The 18,099-nt window shown below is 72.3% G+C and carries 15 protein-coding genes and 1 pseudogene; 8 read left to right on the top strand and 8 right to left on the bottom strand.

The window, feature by feature from the left end:
• Window positions 1–267: 267 nt before the first annotated feature.
• Together ABZX96_RS03865 and ABZX96_RS03860 are read right to left on the bottom strand one after the other, a co-directional pair.
• Complete coding sequence (locus tag ABZX96_RS03865) at window positions 268–2,724, bottom strand: FtsX-like permease family protein (protein WP_355537305.1); 2,457 nt, start codon at window positions 2,722–2,724, stop codon at window positions 268–270.
• Window positions 2,718–3,454: pseudogene (locus ABZX96_RS03860) on the bottom strand (ABC transporter ATP-binding protein). The gene ABZX96_RS03865 and the pseudogene ABZX96_RS03860 overlap by 7 nt, the downstream one beginning before the upstream one ends.
• Before the next feature lie 558 nt (window positions 3,455–4,012).
• Here ABZX96_RS03860 and ABZX96_RS03855 point away from each other — a divergent pair.
• Both ABZX96_RS03855 and ABZX96_RS03850 read left to right on the top strand, forming a co-directional pair.
• The gene (locus tag ABZX96_RS03855) at window positions 4,013–5,287 is read left to right on the top strand and encodes a sensor domain-containing protein (protein ID WP_355537409.1); all 1,275 of its coding nucleotides are present in this window, start codon (window positions 4,013–4,015) and stop codon (window positions 5,285–5,287) included.
• Window positions 5,287–5,919 carry a response regulator transcription factor gene (locus ABZX96_RS03850; RefSeq protein WP_355537406.1) on the top strand — a complete coding sequence of 211 codons (633 nt, stop codon included), beginning with the start codon at window positions 5,287–5,289 and terminating at the stop codon, window positions 5,917–5,919. Before ABZX96_RS03855 ends, ABZX96_RS03850 begins: the two co-directional genes overlap by 1 nt.
• A gap of 319 nt (window positions 5,920–6,238) precedes the next feature.
• On the opposite strand, the gene ABZX96_RS03845 is transcribed toward ABZX96_RS03850, so the two are convergent.
• Together ABZX96_RS03845 and ABZX96_RS03840 are read right to left on the bottom strand one after the other, a co-directional pair.
• Complete coding sequence (locus ABZX96_RS03845; protein WP_355537302.1) at window positions 6,239–6,628, bottom strand: RidA family protein; 390 nt, start codon at window positions 6,626–6,628, stop codon at window positions 6,239–6,241.
• A 411-nt stretch (window positions 6,629–7,039) separates the two neighbouring features.
• A complete protein-coding gene (locus tag ABZX96_RS03840; RefSeq protein ID WP_355537299.1) occupies window positions 7,040–7,582 on the bottom strand; it encodes a DUF1707 domain-containing protein in 543 nt (180 codons plus the stop codon).
• Between the two features lie 457 nt (window positions 7,583–8,039).
• Here ABZX96_RS03840 and ABZX96_RS03835 point away from each other — a divergent pair, with 457 nt between their 5' ends.
• Both ABZX96_RS03835 and ABZX96_RS03830 read left to right on the top strand, forming a co-directional pair.
• Complete coding sequence (locus ABZX96_RS03835; RefSeq protein ID WP_355537296.1) at window positions 8,040–8,393, top strand: hypothetical protein; 354 nt, start codon at window positions 8,040–8,042, stop codon at window positions 8,391–8,393.
• 252 nt (window positions 8,394–8,645) lie between these two features.
• Complete coding sequence (locus ABZX96_RS03830; protein WP_355537293.1) at window positions 8,646–9,263, top strand: HAD-IA family hydrolase; 618 nt, start codon at window positions 8,646–8,648, stop codon at window positions 9,261–9,263.
• Between the two features lie 142 nt (window positions 9,264–9,405).
• Here the strand turns inward: ABZX96_RS03830 and ABZX96_RS03825 are convergent, their stop codons facing one another.
• Window positions 9,406–9,810 carry an ester cyclase gene (locus ABZX96_RS03825; protein WP_355537290.1) on the bottom strand — a complete coding sequence of 135 codons (405 nt, stop codon included), beginning with the start codon at window positions 9,808–9,810 and terminating at the stop codon, window positions 9,406–9,408.
• Between the two features lie 201 nt (window positions 9,811–10,011).
• On the opposite strand from ABZX96_RS03825, the gene ABZX96_RS03820 reads away from it, so the two are divergent.
• Window positions 10,012–10,158: a hypothetical protein gene (locus ABZX96_RS03820; RefSeq protein WP_355537287.1), complete on the top strand. Its 147-nt coding sequence runs from the start codon at window positions 10,012–10,014 to the stop codon at window positions 10,156–10,158.
• Between the two features lie 300 nt (window positions 10,159–10,458).
• Window positions 10,459–11,040, top strand: a complete 582-nt coding sequence (locus ABZX96_RS03815) for a DUF1349 domain-containing protein (protein ID WP_355537284.1) — start codon at window positions 10,459–10,461, stop codon at window positions 11,038–11,040.
• Window positions 11,041–11,331: 291 nt separating this feature from the next.
• Here the strand turns inward: ABZX96_RS03815 and ABZX96_RS03810 are convergent, their stop codons facing one another.
• On the bottom strand, window positions 11,332–13,335 hold the full coding sequence (locus ABZX96_RS03810) for an alkyl sulfatase dimerization domain-containing protein (RefSeq protein ID WP_355537281.1): 2,004 nt from the start codon (window positions 13,333–13,335) through the stop codon (window positions 11,332–11,334).
• Between the two features lie 440 nt (window positions 13,336–13,775).
• Between ABZX96_RS03810 and ABZX96_RS03805 the strand changes: the two genes are divergently transcribed.
• Both ABZX96_RS03805 and ABZX96_RS03800 read left to right on the top strand, forming a co-directional pair.
• On the top strand, window positions 13,776–14,459 hold the full coding sequence (locus ABZX96_RS03805) for a hypothetical protein (protein WP_355537278.1): 684 nt from the start codon (window positions 13,776–13,778) through the stop codon (window positions 14,457–14,459).
• 4 nt (window positions 14,460–14,463) lie between these two features.
• The gene (locus tag ABZX96_RS03800; protein ID WP_355537275.1) at window positions 14,464–15,708 is read left to right on the top strand and encodes a glutamate dehydrogenase; all 1,245 of its coding nucleotides are present in this window, start codon (window positions 14,464–14,466) and stop codon (window positions 15,706–15,708) included.
• Window positions 15,709–15,888: 180 nt separating this feature from the next.
• On the opposite strand, the gene ABZX96_RS03795 is transcribed toward ABZX96_RS03800, so the two are convergent.
• Together ABZX96_RS03795 and ABZX96_RS03790 are read right to left on the bottom strand one after the other, a co-directional pair.
• Window positions 15,889–17,238, bottom strand: coding sequence for a cytochrome P450 (locus ABZX96_RS03795; RefSeq protein ID WP_355537272.1), 1,350 nt, complete (start codon window positions 17,236–17,238; stop codon window positions 15,889–15,891).
• 376 nt (window positions 17,239–17,614) lie between these two features.
• Window positions 17,615–17,941, bottom strand: a complete 327-nt coding sequence (locus tag ABZX96_RS03790; protein ID WP_355537269.1) for a thioredoxin domain-containing protein — start codon at window positions 17,939–17,941, stop codon at window positions 17,615–17,617.
• Window positions 17,942–18,099 lie beyond the last annotated feature (158 nt).

Raw genomic sequence — 18,099 nt, 5'->3', positions numbered from 1 at the left:
GAGCTTCGGGCAGGGCTCCGAGCGGAGCTTCGAGCAAGGCTCCGGTCGTGCGGTCGGCAGTCGCGGACTCGGCAGTGGACAGTGCCGCGGCCGTCTCTCCGGGCCCGCTTGCCATGTCCGCCGGGCCGCCACCGACCCCGAGGAAGAAGGGGAGACGGCACCGAACGGGACAGGCGAACGGCCCTCAGGGAACGGCCCGCTCGGCGCCGGGGCCGAGTCCGAGGCCGGGGCCAGCGCCGGAACCGGCCCCCGCGCCTACCCAGAGGATCACTCCGGCACGCCCGCCACCCCCACCGCCCCACGGCGCAGGGAGAGACCGGCCACAGCCACCGCCGAGGTCACGGCGAGCACCGCGCAGACTCCCACGGCCATCGCGAGCGTCGCCCACGGGATCTCGATGGACGTCCGCACCGAGAGCAGGCTCAGCGCTCCCCCCATGCCCGCCAGGTTGAGCCCGGCGACCAGCGCTCCCAGCAGTCCGCCGACCACGACCACCGTCAGCGCCTCGGCGCCCACCAGCCGCAGGACCTGCCCCTTGGTGGCGCCGGCCAGCCGCAGCACGGCCAGGTCGCGGACCCGGTCGGAGGTCGCCATGACCATCGTGCTGGCCAGCGAGATTCCGGTGTAGAGGAGGGCGATCCCGAGGACCAGGACGAAGCCCATCCGGGTCGTCCGGTCGGTCTGAGGGAATGCCGTCCGGATCCAGGCGTCCTTGGTGAGGACCTGTCCACCGGATGTCCGTACCGCCTGCCGCAGGCCGGTGGCCACGGTGTGCGGGTCGGCGCCGTCCGCGAGGCGTACGTCGACCCGGTCCACGGGCGCCGCGGGGGCGTTGCGCGGGGTGACGTAGACGCCGTTGTCGCCGGTGCCGACGGTCATGACGGCGGCGATCCGCAGGGATTTCCGTGTGCCGTCGCCGCGCCACACGTCCACCCGCTCGCCCACGGTGTGCTGCTCCCACTCCTCGTTGACGATGATCGAGTCGTCGTCCAGATCGCTGACCTTCCCCGCGGCGAGCGGGAGACGCGCCGTCGCCGCGAGCGGCCCCGGCTCGGCGGCCCGGGCATCGGATCTGACGAGGCCCGCGCCCTCCTCCAGGACGTACACGGCGCTCGACGAACTCGCGGAGGTCTGGGCACCGGGCACGGTCCCCAGCCGCCGCAGCGTCGCCGCGTCGAAACCGGCGTCACCCGTCGCGGTGACCACGAAGTCGGCGGTCGTCCGCTCGCGCACCTCGGTGGCCTTCGCCGCGTCGAGGGTGGCGGTGGCGCCCGGCAGCGAGCCCGCCAGCGCGACCGTGACCAGTACGGGCGCCGCGACGGCGGCGGTGCGGCGTACCCCGGCGGCGGCGTTCTCCCGCACCAGCGTCCCGCCCGCGCCGGGCAGCCGGGCCGGGAGCCAGGTGATCAGCCTGGTCAGTGGCCGCACCAGCACCGGCGCGAGCAGCGCGGCGGCGGTGATCAGCAGCATGGGCCGGCTCACATAGGTCTTGCGTTGCAGCAGCTCGCCCGGGTTCGTCATCAGGGCCAGCGCCAGCGTCACCACGGCGGTGATCAGCAGGGCCGCGCCGAACAGCCGGCGGCCCCCGGTCATCGCCCGGGTGTCCACGGACGCCGCGCGCAGCGCCTCGGTGGGGCCGGTGCGCCCCGCCCGCCAGGAGGCGGCCAGCACGCCGCACAGAGCCACGCCCAACCCCGTCCAGAACGCCAGGTGGTAGGGCCAGACGTCGTCACCGATGGTGAACCAGCGGGGCGCGAGCCGCTCGTCGACCGCCCACGCGGCGAGCCGCGGGGCCCCGTAGGCGCCGAGGGCGCAGCCGGCGGCCGAGGCGAGCACGCCGACCACGAGCGCCTCGTAGACGACCAGGCGGCGGAGCTGTCCAGGGGTCGCCCCGGCGATGCGCAGCAGCCCGAACTCGCGGCGCCGCTGGGCCACCGCGAACGCGAAGGTCGAGGCCACCACGAACACCGATACGAAACCGGTGACGCCGCCGGCCGTGCCAAACAGGGCGTTCATCGCGGTGAGGGCCTCGCCGTCCCGGTCGGGGTCGGGGTCGGCGTACCGGCGCGCGTCCCCGGTGAGGACCAGGACGCCCGCGCTGCCGCGCACCGCGTCGCGCACGTCCGACGCGTCGGCGTCGACCACGAGCTGGAGGCTGCGCGGCGCCAGTCGGGCGGCGCGGGCGTCGGTGTAGAACACGGCGTTCTCGAAGCCGAGCCCGGCCACGGTGCCGACGACGCGCACGGTGCCGCCGCCGGTGCGCACCCGGGTGCCCGGGCGGGCCCAGTCACCGCTGACGACGACCTCGTCCGCGGCCTCGGGCGCGCGTCCCGCGTCGAGCGCGTACGGCGCGAAGGCCGCGGTGGACCAAGGGTGGCCCACCAGGTCGGCGGGCCCGCCCTCGGCGCGCACGGCGAACGACCGGTCCTCGATGACGGTCCCGAGGCGCCGCAACGTCGCGACCACGTCGGCGGGCACGGGACGCGGCCGGGCGAGCTTGAGGGGACGGTCGCCGATCGGCGTGGACACCTCGACGCTGTCCCGACCCTTGACGACGACCGGGGCGGCGGCGAACCGTTCCGGCGCCCGGTCGGGCGCGTCCAGCGAGGACGCCAGGGCCAGTCCCATGACGGCGATCAGCGCCACGCCCAGACAGAGGGCGACGAAGCTGCCGACGAAGGTGATCCAGCGGGTGCGCAGGGTGCGCAGCGCGGTGCTCAGCACGGCACGGCCTCGATCGTGGTCATGTGCGCCGCGATGTCCTCGGCGGAGGCGCCGCTCAGCTCGCCGTTGACGCGGCCGTCGACGAGGAAGACGACGCGGTCGGCGTAGGAGGCGGCGACGGGGTCATGGGTGACCATGATGATCGTCTGGCCGTCCCGGTCGACCATGCCGCGCAGCAGCGTCAGCACCTCGCGGCCGGTCCGCGAGTCGAGCGCGCCGGTCGGCTCGTCGCCGAACAGCACCTCGGGGCGGGTGATCAGGGCGCGGGCCAGGGCGACCCGCTGCTGCTGGCCGCCGGACATCTCCGTCGGGCGGTGCCGCGCCCGGTCGCCGAGCCCGACCTGTTCGAGCACCTCGCGCACCCGCGCCTTCTTCGGGCGGCGGCCGGCCAGCCGCAGCGGCAGGGCCACGTTCTGCTCGGCGGTCAGCGCGGGCAGCAGGTTGAACGCCTGGAACACGAAGCCGACGCGCTCGCGGCGCAGCAGCGTCAGCCCGGTCTCGCTCAGCCCGGTCAGTTCCGTGCCGCCCACGGTGACCGAGCCGGACGTGGGCCGGTCCAGGCCCGCGGCGCACTGCAGCAGGGTCGACTTGCCGACCCGGAGGGGCCCATCACGGCGGTGAACGTGCCCTGCGGGAAGGCGAGTGATACCTGGTCGAGGGCGGTGACGGACGTGCCGCCCGGGTTGTACCGCCGGGTTATGGAGCGCAGTTGGATCGCGTCGTTGCTCATGGGGTTCGGGGTTCCACTCGTGTCGGTGTCGGGTCGGTGTTGTGCCGTGTCGGGTCGGTGCCGTGTCGGTGACGGTTACGGTCCTCCCGCGCGTCTGGGCGGGGTGGAAACGTCGGGGAACGGCGCGCGGTACCGGCCGTTCTGGGGGTGCGGGAGCGTGTCGTTCCGGGGCGCGGGAGTGCTTCGTTCTCGGGTGCGGTAGCGCGTCGTTCTCGGGCGGCGCGGGCACGCGGGCCACGGTGGCGGACGGCAGAGGCCAACGGCGCCCCGAGTCCGGGACCGATCGGGATCGGTCGGGGCCGGGCACCCGGGCCCACACTGTGACCGATCGGGCGCAGCCCGCCATCTGCTCGGCCACCCGCGCCGTCATCGTGCGCCGCCTCCTCGCCCCCGCGCCGCCTCTACGAAACCGCAGGGCACGTGCGCGGCGCATGGTGGCAGGGGCGAGACTTGGGGTAGGGCCAGGCCTACCCTCGATGCGCGCCCTGGACCGATGGCACCCGACGGCTACGCCCGCCTACGGTGACCCCCATGCACCCTCGGAACGTGTGGCAGGCCATGTCCCGGCCGGGCTTCCTGCTGTCCGCATGGCCATGGCGCTCCATCGCGTACCTGCTCACCGGCGCGGTGACCGGCGCCGCCGCCCTGGTGGCGATCGTGGGGGTGGTGGCGCTCTGCGGGACGCTCGCCCTCACCGTGGTGGGGCTCCCCCTGCTCGCCGTGGTCGCCGTCAGCGGGCTCCCCGTGGCCCGGGTGGAGCGGCGCCGACTGCGCCTGGTCCGTCACGATCCGGTCTCCGGCCAGCACCAGGACCCGGCCGCGCCGGGGCTGCGCGCCTGGCTGTCCACCCGGCTGCGCGAGCAGGCGACCTGGCGGGAGCTGGGGCACGCGCTGCTGTTCGCCGTGCTGCTGTGGCCGGTCGACGCCCTGGTGATCACGGTCGCCCTGCTCTTCCCGCTGTCCATGGTCGGCGCTCCGCTGCTGATGGCCACGATCGGCGACGGGCAGGAGACGAAGGTGCTCAAGCTGTGGACGATCACCACGTGGCCGTCCGCGTTCGGCGTCGCCGTGCTCGGCCTGCTCCTCGTGGGCCTGTCCGGCTACGTGCTCGGCGTCGTGGCGGGCGCCCGCGCCGAACTGACCCGGCTGCTGATCGCCTCCCGCGAGGGAGAGCTCGACGCCAAGGTGGTCGAACTGGCCCGCTCCCGCGTCCGTCTGGTGGACGCCTTCGAGGCGGAGCGGCGCCGCATCGAACGCGATCTGCACGACGGCGCCCAGCAGCGGCTGGTGGCCCTGACGATGACGCTCGGTCTGGCCCGGCTGGACGCCCCGCCCGGCCCGCTCGCCGACCAACTCGCCAAGGCCCACGACGAAGCGGGCAAGGCGCTCGCGGAGCTGCGCGAACTCATCCACGGCATCCACCCCAAGATCCTCACGGACTACGGCCTGGAGGCCGCCGTCGCCGACGCCGCGGACCGCTGCGTGGTCCCCGTCGACGTCGACCTCGCACTCCCGGGCCGGCTGCCGCGGGCGGTCGAGTCCGCGGCGTACTTCGTGGTTTCCGAGGCGCTGGTCAACGTCGCCAAGCACAGCGGGGCCGACCGCGCGCGGGTCAGCGGAGGTCACCGCGACGGCCGCCTGTTCCTTCAGGTGCGCGATGACGGCCGGGGCGGCGCGGATCCCTCGGCGGGCAGCGGACTCACCGGTCTCGCGGACCGGGTGTCGGTGCTCGATGGCAGACTTGCCCTGTCCAGCCCGCCGGGCGGTCCGACCCTGTTACTGGTGGAGTTCCCTTGCGAGTTGACCGAAGCGGCGGCCGACCGCTCCGCGTAGTGCTGGCCGAGGACAGCGTGCTGCTGCGCGAAGGCCTCATCGGCCTGCTCACCCGCTGCGGGAACGAGGTGGTGGCGGCCGTGGGGGACGCGGAGGCGCTGATCGCCGCGGTCGAGGCGCACGCCCCCGACATCGTGGTGACGGACGTGCGCATGCCGCCCGGTTTCCAGGACGAAGGGCTGCACGCGGCGGTACGGCTGCGCACGCAGCGGCCCACGCTGCCGGTCCTGGTCCTCAGCCAGTACGTGCAGCGGACGTACGCCTCCGAGCTCTTGGACTCAGGCGACGGCTCGGGGGTCGGCTACCTGCTGAAGGACCGCGTCGGCCAGGTCGAGGAATTCGTCGGCGCCCTGCGCGAGGTCGCGGCCGGCGGCACGGTGATCGACCCCGAGGTCGTGCGCCAGTTGCTGCGCCGCCGCCGCGATCCGCTGGAGCGCCTTACGCCGCGCGAGCGCGAGGTGCTGGCACTGATCGCGGAAGGCAGGTCCAACGGCGCGATCGCGAAGGAGCTGGTGGTTTCCGAGGCCGCGATCGGCAAGCACATCAGCAGCATCCTCAGCAAACTGGAACTGCCTCTGACGGACGCGACCCACCGCAGGGTGCTGGCCGTCCTCGCCTATCTGCGGGCCTGACGGTGGCGTGGTCGTGAGGGTGGCCGGGACCTGTTCCAGCGGGGCCTGACGGTGGCGTGGTCATGATGGTGGTGGCCGGGGGCCCGCTCCCGCAGGGCCTGACGGTGGCGTCGTCGCGGCCGTGATCGCCCCCGTGATCATGGCCGGGACCGGCTCCCGCGCCCGGCTGGACGCCGGGGGAACATCACGCCCTGCCGAGCGGGCTTCCGGTCGACGAGACCGGTGACCAGATCGGTGACCAGGCGGTGACCACGCTGGCGACCAGCCCGGCAGGCCGCCTACCAGGACGTCCGGCGGCCCCAGGAGAAGGGCATGTCCGTTATGCGGTGGTCCGCCGCGCGTACACCTCTATCTCGATCTTCATCCGAGGATCGGCGAGACCGCACACGAGCATCGTGGCGGCCGGCCGGACGTCGCCGAAACGGCGGCGCAGGACGGGCCAGCAGGGTTCGAAGTCCGCGCGGTCCGGCAGCAGGTAGCGCACCCGCACCACGTCGGCGAAGGTGCACTTGGCCTCGGTCAGCGCGGCCTCGATGTTGCGCAGGCACTGCTCGGCCTGTTCCACCACGTCGTCGGAGATCGTCATGGTGGCGTAGTCGAACCCGGTCGTACCGGACACATGCACCCAGTCACCGTCCACCACGGCACGGGCGTAGCCGATCTGCTCCTCGAAGGTCGAACCGCTCAGAATCGCACGTCGCTCTGTCATGCGCCGAACGCTAAGTGACCAGCATCGATACGTCTAATACAGTACAGTCGAAAGTATGTTCTGATATCTCTGAGCGTATGGACCGGCCCGAACTTTCCCTTCCGCAGCTGCACGCCTTCGTCGTGCCAGCCCCGACGACGGAGCACAGAGGGAGCGGGTCATCGGCCGGATGAAACCGGCAGTACGGTTCGCGCCGCCTCGGCAGACGCCAACGGCCTGCGCCTACGGCCGGTTTCGCGGAACGTGGCTCCGCTCAGCGGGCAGCGCGCCGCTCCCGACCGCATCCGGGGGGACGTCGGTCCGCTGGGTGACGTGCGCAGACAGTCGCCCAGCCCGGTGGCTACGGGAGGACGGGCGTCCTGGTCGTCCAGGCGGTCGCTACGTGCCGGTGGTGGGTGTGCCGGGGGTTTCTCAACGCCACGCGTGCCGGATCCTCAACCGTCCGAACCCCATGACACCGGAGAATCGAATCCTCACTCCGCCGGGACGGGAACGCCCTGGGGGCTTGTAGCGCAGGTCCTTCCACCCGGTGCTCAGGTCTTCGACGTCGACGATCGCGTCCCGGGGGACCGTGATGGTGGCCCCGCCGGTGCCGAGTCGCAGTTCGATGTCGACGACCGGGTGCTCGATGACCGCCCGGGACAGATCCAGGCGCACCTTTCCGTAGGCGGACGCGACCTTGAGGGTCCGGGGTACCCGCCATGCGCCGCGCCGCTTGATCCGTCCGCCGGCGGCGGCGATCGTCGGCGGCGTGTCCGGAACCTCCCCCGGGAGCCCGTCCAGAGCCGCCGCGAGCTCGTCATGCGTCCTGGCTGCGAGCAGTTGGTCGAGACGCGCGTCCATCTCCTCGTGCGAGACGTGCTCCTGGGCGTATGCCTCCCGCAGACGCCGCACGGCCTCCTCCCGGTCGTCTTCGCTGATCAGGGCCGACGGATCTTTCCGCGCAGAGGTCACCGTCGCACTGTAGTACCGCGTCGATGGCGTGAATATGCCGGGGCGCGCAACAGGTAAGGCATGCGGTACGGACCCCTTTCACCGTTCCGGCCTTGATCGTCCAACCGGCGAACTCAGCGGCCGACAAGCGCTCATGCCCTTCCCGGCAAGCGCTCATGCCCCTCCCCGCAAGCTTCGCCCGGCGCGCTTCCCCCCGGCGCGTCGCACGGCACGCGAGCCTTCGCCCGGGTGCCGGGGAACTCACGCTCGCAGGCGCCGCACACCGGCCCGCCGCCTCATACCGGCGCCGGGCCGGGCCCGGACGCGTCCCGATGACCAGCACTGCGACACCCTGGCGGCCAAGCGACGCGCCGCCAAACGGCGTAAACCCCACCGCAGGCGTTTCCCGCAACGGGGAGCCGGGTGCTCGTGAGGTGAGTGCGTCGCACGGACGCGCACGACGAAAGGGCAACCACCCATGTTCTCGACCAAGAAGCGGCGTACCGGCGTGATAACCGCCTTGCTGGCCACCGGGGCCGGGCTGGCGCTGGGCCTGTCACCCCAAGTGGCCACCGCCGCCGCCCCCACCGATACGCCACGGACCGTCACCGCCGAGCACAACAGGGACGAGACCTGCATCACCAAAACCCGGACCCCCTACCGTCCGGCGCCGCACCTGGACACGCCGGAGAGCGGCATCCTGTTCCCGGGCGTGCTCGGATCGGTCACCCGGCGGACGCACAACGAGGACGGGGACTGGGCCTTGTTCGCCTCCAGAATCGGCCTGACCACCGGATGGGTCCAGGCCCAGAACCTGCACTGCGAGGACTGACCGGCACCGCTCGCCCCGCAGGTGGCGCGCCCCTGACCTGCGCTGTGGTCCGCGCACCGTCGCGAGGACCACGGCGCGGGACGGAAAGGCCCGCCGTTTCGGTGCTCCCGCTGGGCAGTCGCCCGCGGCTATGGCGCCGACATTTGCCCGCGGCTACCGCGCCGCCATCGAAGTCACCCTTCTCGGAGAATGCGGGCCGACTGTGACCCAGGGCATGGGCCGGCGACGACCCGGATGGCATGATCGCGACCCATGGGTGAGTTGCCATGTGACGCGGTGCTGTGTGACTTCGACGGAGTCGTGCATCTGTGGGATCCCGACGCCATGAACACGCTGGACCGGGCCTGGGGACTGGCCCGGGGCACGCTGGCTGGGGTGGCGTTCGAAAGCCGGCTTCTGCACGCGGCGGTCACAGGACGCCTCAGCGACGAGCAGTGGCGGCGTCGAGTGGCGGAGGACCTGGCGCCCGTCTGCGGCTCGCCGACCCGTGCCCGGGAGCTTGCGGCAGCGTGGACCGCGCTCACCGGCCGGATTGACACCGAGGTCGTCGCGCTGCTCGCCGCGCTGCGCGGCAGGGTGCCGGTGGTCCTGGTCTCCAACGCCACCACCCGGCTTGAGACCTACCTCGCCTCCGTCGGACTGTCCGACGCCTTCGATGCCGTGGTCAGCACCGCCCGGATCGGCGTCGCCAAACCCGACCCGCGGGTCTTCGCGATCGCCGCCCGGCAGGCCGGGGCCGCCATGGAGCGCTGCCTGTTCGTCGACGACACCCTCACCCACGTCGAGGCGGCCCGGGCGGCGGGCCTGCGCGGACTGCACTACCAGCGCTTCGAACAGCTACGGGACGCGGTCGCGCCTCTGCTCGGCTGAGCCGTCAAGGCCGTTGAGGAGTCCTGGCCGTGCGGCCGTGCATCAAGGAACGAGCTCGGCGGTGCACGCTCGCTCCAGATGCTCGGCTCGTACGGTGTTTCCGGGCCCGGAATCACCTCGTGACATGAAGGGCAAGCGCTTCTCAGACTTCGGCGCCCAGTTGGCGCAAGAGGCCGCGATTGTCGATACGTACCCATTCCTCGATCAGGCGCCCCTGATCGTCGAAGCGGAAAATGTTGATCAGGTCGAAGGTGACGCATTTGCCGTTGGGAGGTAAGGGGCCGACGGGTGACTGGGTGAATTCGCGGACGAAGGTGCCCTCGATCCAGGTCTGGCACGCGATGTGGTCGCCTTCGGCCACTACGACGCCGCGCCGGATCGACCGGTCGTCGAAGGCCTCGCGCACCGCGGCGAAGTAGGCGCTGAGCCCGTCGTAGTCGGATTCGAAGCCGTCCGGCCCGTGGAAACGGAACCTCTCCGTGTCGAAGTACGTCGCGGCCTCGTCCAGGTCCTCACCCGATATCTCCAGCTCACCGGCGCGGATCAAACGGGCTACAAGGTCGTCTCGCGTGAATCGACTCGCCGATCGATCCGTCGACCGATCCGTCGACCGATCTGTCATACGACCAGCCTGCCCGTGGACGAGCCGTGCGGTCCAACGGTGATTCGGACGACACGGGATTCAGGGTCTACGGCAGGTGGTGGGTCAGTGGATGGTGGGTCAGTAGGTGGTGACGATTCGGTGGCGGTGACGGCGACTACCGGTGCCGGCTCGGCGGCGGTGGCCACACCTGCCGGTGACGACCCGGCGGCCATGGCAGCGCTGACCAGCGGCTGGCGGCCCGGAGAGCATCCGCAGGCTACGAGCACGGTGATCTCGTTGCGGTTCGCCTGAGGGGCGGGGCTCGTCACACGTCACCGATGTGTCACGCCGACGAAGCCGACACAGCGGAGGCGGCATCCGGCCTCAGAAAGTGATGGCAAGTTTGCAGCAAATCCATTGCAAGCTTCAAGAAACAAAGGCAAGATCTTGCAGCGACCGCGCCCGGGCGGGTGCGTGACGCCTGTCCCGCGGGCGCTCATTGCACGGCTCGCGATGCCGCCCCCGCTCGGAGAGCCGCGATGAAGGAGAGCTGCAATGTCTGCTCGGCTGTCTCCCTCCGCCGCGCAGCTCACGATTCACCAAGGACGCCTCATGAAATCCCCTGCCTGCTTCGGTCACACCGACTGGGCCTGGCTCAATCCGCCCGCCCAGTGGTCCGCCCGCGAGGAACAGGTGGAGATCACCACCGACCCCGACACCGATTTCTGGGCTACGACCCACTACGGATTCGTGCGCGACACCGGTCACGCGCTGTTGCGCCCCGTGCCGGCGAGTTTCCGGATGCGGGTCACCTTCGCGGGCGAATATCGCGAGCAGTACGACCAAGCCGGTCTCCTTCTGCGCCTGGACGAGAAGAACTGGATCAAAACCGGCATCGAATACGTCGACGGGCAGCAGCAGCTCAGCGCGGTCGTCACCCGCGCCTTCTCCGACTGGAACGTCGTTCCCCTGAGCCAGAACGTCCCTGCCCCCAAGCGGGTCACCATCGAGATGCGGCGGCAGGGCGATCACGTCTTCCTCCACTACGGCGTCGGCGAGCAGCCCCCCGAGACGCTGCTCCGCCTCGCCTATTTCCCTCCCGGCGCCGCCGCCCAGGCGGGCCTCATGTGTGCCTCGCCTGACGGGAAGGGATTCACCGCGCGCTTCAGTGACCTGCGCTTCGAGGCCTTGTGACGCGGACGTGACCACGTTCGGAACGGCCACGCTCGGATCGGCCACGCTCGGATCGGCCACGCTCGGACCTACCACGTTCGGAACGGCCGCGCTCGGAACGGCCACGCTCGGAACGGCCACGCTTGGAACGGCCGTGAAACCGGCCGCGGAACGCGGGATGCGGGCGGCCGTTCGCCCGGGCTTATGCTCGCGCCGAGCCACCAGCCGGGGCGACCAGGCCCCCGGGCGACCAGGCCGCCCCGGGCTCGGCCGCCCCGGCGACCGACCGGGACGGCCCTGCACCGCCGCACGTCAGGGAGTGCTCAGCCCGAACCAGTACTCGAAGGTCTCCAGCAGCCCGTTGAGGGTGTTCAGCGGGTCCATGGTGCCGGTGGTGACGGTCAGGTCGCCGTCGGCCGCGAGCTGGTCGGGGGTGGTCTGGCCGATGGCGAGGAGGTTCAGGCCGGAGCGGGTGAGGGTGTAGGTGGCGTCCGCGTGCTCCGGGGCGATGAGGCCGGCGGTGTAGACGAGGACGCCGTTGCGGAGCCGGACCACGCACCGGGTGGGGTCGTCGGGCAGGCCGCCGGTGAGGGTGAGGCCCAGGGTGAGCGTGTAGCGGGCTGCGTCGGGGCCGTTGAGGCGGACGCCGAGGTAGTCGAAGAGCATGTCCAGCGGCATGGCCTCCAGCACGGGCTGGGTGATGATCTGCGGGGAGGGCAGGTCGTGGGTGCTGGTGCCGTCGGCGGGCCGGGTGCGCAGTTCGTGGGCGGCGGCCAGGTAGAAGTTGCGCCACGGGCCGCTCTCGGCCTGGTAGCCGAGTTGTTCGAGGACGTCCGCCTCCAGCGTGCGGGCCTCTTCGTTGGCGGGGTCGGCGAAGACGGCGTGGCTGAGCAGTTCGGCCGCCCAGCGGTAGTCGTGGGCGCTCTTGGCGTTGCCGAACGCCTGCCGGGCCAGCTCGACGACCTTGGCCGGTCCGCCCATGGCTTCGACGTAGCGGGGGCCGGCCTGCTCCGGGGGCAAGGTGTGCAGGTGGGCGGCGTTGCCGTCGTACCAGCCCAGGTAGCGCTGGTAGACGGCCTTGATGTCGTGGTTGACGGTGCCGTAGTAGCCGCGGTTGAACCACTGGCGCGCCAGGCTCTCGGGCACCGCGCGGTCGAGGTCCTCGGCGATCTCGGTCATCGTCCGGCCGTGGTTGGCCAGCCGGAGCGCCTGGTCGTGCAGGAACCGGTACAGGTCCGCCTGGCTGGTCAGGAACGACACGATCTCGTCGCCGCCCTCCGTTTTCCAGCGGGGCCAGAAGTGGGAGGCGAACAGCGTCTCGGAACGGCTGCCGTACCACTCGATCGACTCGTTCAGGTACCGCGACCACGCCTTGGCGTCGCGGACCTGCGCGCCGCGCAGGCTGTAGAGGTTGTGCAGGGTCGGGGTGGCGTTCTCCGCCATGCACAGCGCCTCGACGTCGGGCAGGTAGAAGTTCATCTCGGCCGGGGCCTCGGTGCCCGGAGTGAGCTGGAACTCCAGGTTCACCGGTCCGAACGCCACCACGTTGCCGGGCCGGGCGATGTCGGAGGTGACGGTGCAGGTCGGGGGCAGCAGGCCCGAGGAGCCCGCGGACATGCTCTTGCCCAGCCCGGCGTCCACCTGCCCTTGGGGGGAGCGCTCCAGAAGGGGCCCGTACATGAACATCGCCCGGCGCTGCATGGCGTTGCCGGCGTAGACGTTCTCGCTCACCGAGTGCTCCAGGAAGCCTTCCGGAGCGATGATGTCCACCCGGTCGGGCAGCGTCCTGTTCTCGAACAGGCCCAGCACGCCGCCGTAGTGGTCGAGGTGGGAGTGGGTGAAGATCACCGCGCGGATGACGCGGTGCGCGCCCCGGTGCTCGCGGTACAGCCGCAAGGCGGCTGCCGCGCACTCCTCGCTGATCAGCGGGTCGACCACGACGATCTCCGGGGAGATGCCGCGGGGGTCTTCCAGGAAGGAGATGTTGGAGAGGTCCATCCCGCGCACTTGGTACACCGCGTTGGGCACGACCTCGAACAGGCCGGTGACCATGTTCAGCTTCGCGTTGCGCCACAGGCTGGGGTTCACCGTGTCCGGGGCGTCCCCGGTCAGGAACGTGTACGGCTCCAGGCTCCACGCCGGGAGGTGCCCGCCGTCGCGCTCCACGGTGAAGTCCTCGGGGAGCGCCACGAGTTGGCCTTTCCGGGCGAGCTCGGCCTCCTCGTCCTCCTTGGGCAGCAGTGCCGCCACGGCGGCGTTCAGGTCCCTGGTGAGCGGCGTCGCGGGCTGGGCCGTGCCACGCGGTGAAACGGTCAACGGTTGCTCCCTTCGCTCAGTGTGTCCGGGGTGAACCCGGGCACCTCGCACACCTGTGGTCCGGTTCGCTCACGGGGAGGCGCCGAACCTCGGCGGACCGGGGTACGGAGCCTGGCAGCCCGCATCAGGCGCGAACAGGGGCATACCAGTCAGTTACCGCAGCATGGCGCGTACGGCGGGAAAAGGGCCGGAGATGCCCCGGGGCCCCTCCCGCGCGGCCTACCGCCCCGAAAGGGTTCGTCGCTCGAACGGCCCGCGTGTGGTCGGGGCCCCTCCCGCGCGGCCTACCGCCCCGAAGGGATTCGTCGCCCGAATGGCCCACCTGTGGTCGTGGCCGGTCCCGTGGCGTGGTCGCGTGGAAGGGCCGGCCGTCGGGGCAGCGGGCCCGCGCGGTGGAGGAAGTCGCCGGTATCGCCTGACTCGGGGTGTTGGGAGTCGTCATGTCGTCGCGACGTTGGAGCCGTTTCGTCCTGCCGGGCTGTGGGGTGGCCGCGGCGGGGTGCGTGCTGTCCTGGGCCGGGGCCGCGGCGGGGGTGACACCGAGCGTGCTGCCCGCCCCGCAGGTCAAGGTCACCCGGGGCCAGGCCGAGCTGTGCCCGACCCAGGCCGTGACCAAGGCGCTGGCCGACCAAGGCGTCGAGCTCGGGGCCAAGGGCCCGGCGAGCACCGCCGATGTCGGCGGGCGTCGGTGTGTGCGGCTGCCGATCACCAAGGGCTCGTTCGCCGTCGATCTCGGCAAGGGATCGGTGCCGACCGACGGCGCTCTCACCTTCACCAAGAAGTCCGCCGGCAAGACCGTCACCTTCACCGGTCTGACCTTCGACTTCGCCTCCCACAAGGCCACCGGCACGCCGACCACGGAAGGGGCCGGGTCCGGCCGAGGGCGGCAGCAGCCGGTCGAGCTCTTCGGCTTCGCCTTCCACCCGGAGAAGACCAAGGTCGACGTGGCCAAGGGCACGGCGCGGGGCGCCGCCACCCTGACCGCAAGCCCCGGCGTGCGGAACGCGCTGAAGGACGCCTTCGGCACCAGCCCGCTTCCCGCGCAGGGCACGGTCTTCGACGCCACCGCCACCGGTGACGTGACCGCCGCCGCCAAGGCGCTCACCCGCGCCCTGCTGCCGTAACGGCATGGGCGAGGACGTCCTGGCCACCGCGACGGCCGTCCACTGCGACCAGCTCGCCGACGCCCGGCTCGCCGACAACCAGCTCGCCGACGACCGGTCCGCCGACAACCGGCCCGCCGACAACCGACTTCCCAACGACGGGCCCGCCGACGACCAACTTCCCGGCGCCCCGCTCCGGGTGGTCGTGCCGCCGCGGTTCTGCCCGCTGCCCACCGCCGTGCACCCCGATGCCGACGAGCTGAACGCACGGGCCGCCACCTGGCTGAACGGCTACGGCCTGTGCCGCCGGGGCGCGCAGCGCGTCCGCATGACCGGCAACGACTGCGGCGGCTTCTACGGCCGGATCATGCCCCGGGCACCGGCCGACCGGCTCCAGCTCGCCGTGGACTGGTGCGTGCTGATGTTCGCCTTCGACGACCTGCACTGTGACGAGGGCCCGGCCAGTGCCCGTGGCGGTGCCTTCACCGACGTCGCCGCCCGCATCGTACGAACCCTGGAGGCCCCGGGGGCGGCGCTCGGCCCGGCCGGGGAACCCTTCCTGGCGGCGGTGGACGACCTGGCGGCCCGGTGCCGCGCCGCGGGCACACCCGTGCAGGTCAGGCGTGTCGTCGAGGGGCACCGCGCCTGGTTCCTCGGGGTGGCCTGGGAGTTCGGCTGCCGGCTGCGGAACCGTACGCCGTCCCTCAACGACTACGCCCACCTGCGCCAGCACACCGCGGCCGGCACGGCGACCACCGGCTGGATGGAGATCATCGACGGGGCGGAGATACCCGGCGCCGCGCTGGACGCGCCCGCGGTGCGCGCGCTGAGCGAACTGGCCGTCACCACCGCCGCCTTCGACGACGACCTGTTCTCCTACGGCAAGGAACGCTGGCTGGCCGCCCGCGACCCCCGGCCCTCACGGTGCCGGCTCAACCTCGTCGACATCCTGGCCGCCGAGAACGGCCTCGGCCTCGAAGCGGCGCTGGCCGCGGCGGTGGAGCTGTGCGACCGGCTGACCCTGCGCTTCGTCCGGCTGCGCGACCAGGTGCTGCCCCGGGCCGGCGAGCCGCTGCGGCGCCACCTCGACCACCTCTCCCACCTGATCCGCGGCAACCTCGAATGGGGCCTGCACGCCGGCCGCTACACCAACCCCGACGGCCGCCACCCCGGGGCCGTCCACACCACCGGCTCCTTCACGTCGGCCGCGCCGCGGACCGACGTACCGCCGCCGATTCCGTCCATCGCGTGGTGGTGGGATCGGTTCTGACACCGGACGGGGCGGCCATCGGGCCAGGCGTTCAGTGAGGCGCGTTCGGTGGGGCCGCGTCCGGTGGAGCCGCGTCCAGTCGGCCGTCCCGAATTCGCAGACGCGATGCCGGGAACCTCAGAGGGAACGACGTCAAAGCACCACGAGCCCAGCATATCACCCCCGAACCCCCATACCCCCTCACCGGCGCGGTGTGATCACCAGATCCACCCGCTCCCGGGGCCGCAGCGCCACCGCTGCCCGGGGCTCGGCCCGGCCGGGTACGGCGATGTCGAAGCGGCTCGCCATCGTGGCGATGATCAAGGCCGCCTCCTGGAGGAAGAAGGACTGGCCCACACACTGGTGCGCCCCGTCCCCGAAGGGCAGGTACGCCAGCGGGTGCCGGCCCCGCACACCGTCCTTGGTGAAGCGTCCGGGGTCGAAGCGCAGGGGCCGCTCCCAGAAGGCGGGCAGCCGGTGGGTCAGGTACGGGGAGATCACCAGCGTGGCGCCGGGCGGGATGCGCACCCCGTCGATGACGTCCCCGGCCGCGGCCGTGCGCGGCACCGCCCACGCCACCGCGTACAGGCGGCAGACCTCGGCCACCACCTGCCGGGTGTAGACCAGCGCGCGCAGATGTTCCGGCCGGGCGGCACCGCCGCCCAGCACCTCGTCGGCCTCCCGCCGGACGCGTGCCGCGACCTCGGGGTTCCCGGCGAGCGCTACCCAGGCCCAGGTCAGGGTGAGGGCGCTGGACTCCGAGCCCGCCACGAACAGCGCCACCACGTCCTGGACGACCTGCTCGTCGGCGAGCGGCCGACCGTCGGCGTCGCGGCCGTCGAGCAGGGCGCTCATCAGGTCCGGGCCGCCGCCCCCCTCCCGCCGTGCCCGGCGGACCAGGGGGAGCAGGATCTCGTTGACGGTGGCGGTGGCGCGCCGGAACGCGCGGTCGCCCGGCATCGGCACCGCCAACGGGACGAAGGGCGCCGCCATTCGCCACAGCAACGAGTCGAACGCGACGGCGACCGCCGCGGCGAGCCGGTCGCACTGCGACTGGGGGATGCGGGAGCCGAAGAGCACCGGGTTGATGATCCGCAGCACGATGCGGGTCATCTCCGCCACCGAGTCCACCCGCGCCCCCGCCGCGGCGCGCACCGCCAGGTCCGCCACGGCGTCGGCGACCGAGGGGACCATCCGGTCGGCGAGGGCGTGCGCGGCCCCGCCCGACAGGCCCCGGTGCCAGACCTCGCGGCTGGCCCTCCATTGGGGCCCCTCGCCCGTGATGCCCAGCCCCGTCAGCCGGCCCAGCGCCTTCCACATCGCCGTGCCGCGCCGGTAGTTCTCGCCATGGTCACGCAGCACGTGCCGCAGGTGGTCGGGGTGGGTGACCAGGAACGGCCGGAAGGTGCCCAGGTCCAGCCGGGTCAGCGCCCCTTGGGACCGCGCCCCGATCCGTTCCAGCAGACCGAGCGGACCGCCGCCCGCCCGCAGCCCGCCCAGCACCCGCCCCCAGGAAACGGTGTGGAGCCGACTGTCGGCACGGATCGGCATGGGCTGCGCTCTCGCCTCGTACTCGTAGGTGGCCGCAGGTCAGGGCCTCGCCGCAGATGGCCGGGAACGCACGGCCGCACCGAGATCCTCCCTCACCGTACGCGCCGCCCCACGGGTGCGCCCGCGCGGAATGGGCGGAATGAGCTGCTCGTGGGCCTTCCCGGAACCGTCCACCTCCGCCCCGAGATTCCCGGCGGCCGGACCCGCGTGGAGACGACCGTGAGGATGGCCGTGAGAACGACCGTGAGAACGGCCCAGGGAGCGAAACCGTCTCCCAGTGCGGCTGGCGCTCATCGGCGGCCCCGGCAGGCTGCCGTCACCCGCGGACGCCATGCGCCACCAGGACGGACAAGGACCGGCCCCCGGCCCCGGCCGGTCACAGGTGCGGCGTCACCAGCCTCACCACGTCGCTCTTGCTGGACGGCCCGATCCGGGTGGCGACGACCTTCCCCTCCTTGAACACGTGCAGGGTGGGGATCGCGGTGACGCTGTACTTCGGGGGCGTCTGGGGGCTCTGGTCGATGTCGAGCCGGGCGACGGTCAAGCGGTCCGCGTACTCCTTGGCGACCTCCGCCAGGACGGGGTCCAGCGCCCGGCAGACCCCGCTCCACTCGGCGCGGAAGACGGCGAGGACCGGGCCGGGAGCCTGCACCACCTTCGTCAGGAAGGTCGCGTCGGTCACATCCACAACGGTGTCAGCCACAAGGAATCCCTCCGGCAGGGGCGTTGGCGAAACGGGCCCCGGGCCGACGGTCCCGCGTGGCGGCCACCGGCGAACAACCCGCCCCGGCGCACCGCGTCACGCCCGGTGCACGCGTCACGTTCGGAGAACGCGTCACCTTCGGAGAACGCAGCGTAGAC

It is taken from the genome of Streptomyces sp. NPDC003077 (assembly GCF_040611095.1).
Classification (GTDB): Bacteria; Actinomycetota; Actinomycetes; order Streptomycetales; family Streptomycetaceae; genus Streptomyces.
The sequence above is the reverse complement of the archived record's forward strand: the minus strand, read 5'-3'. Positions and strand labels throughout refer to the sequence as shown.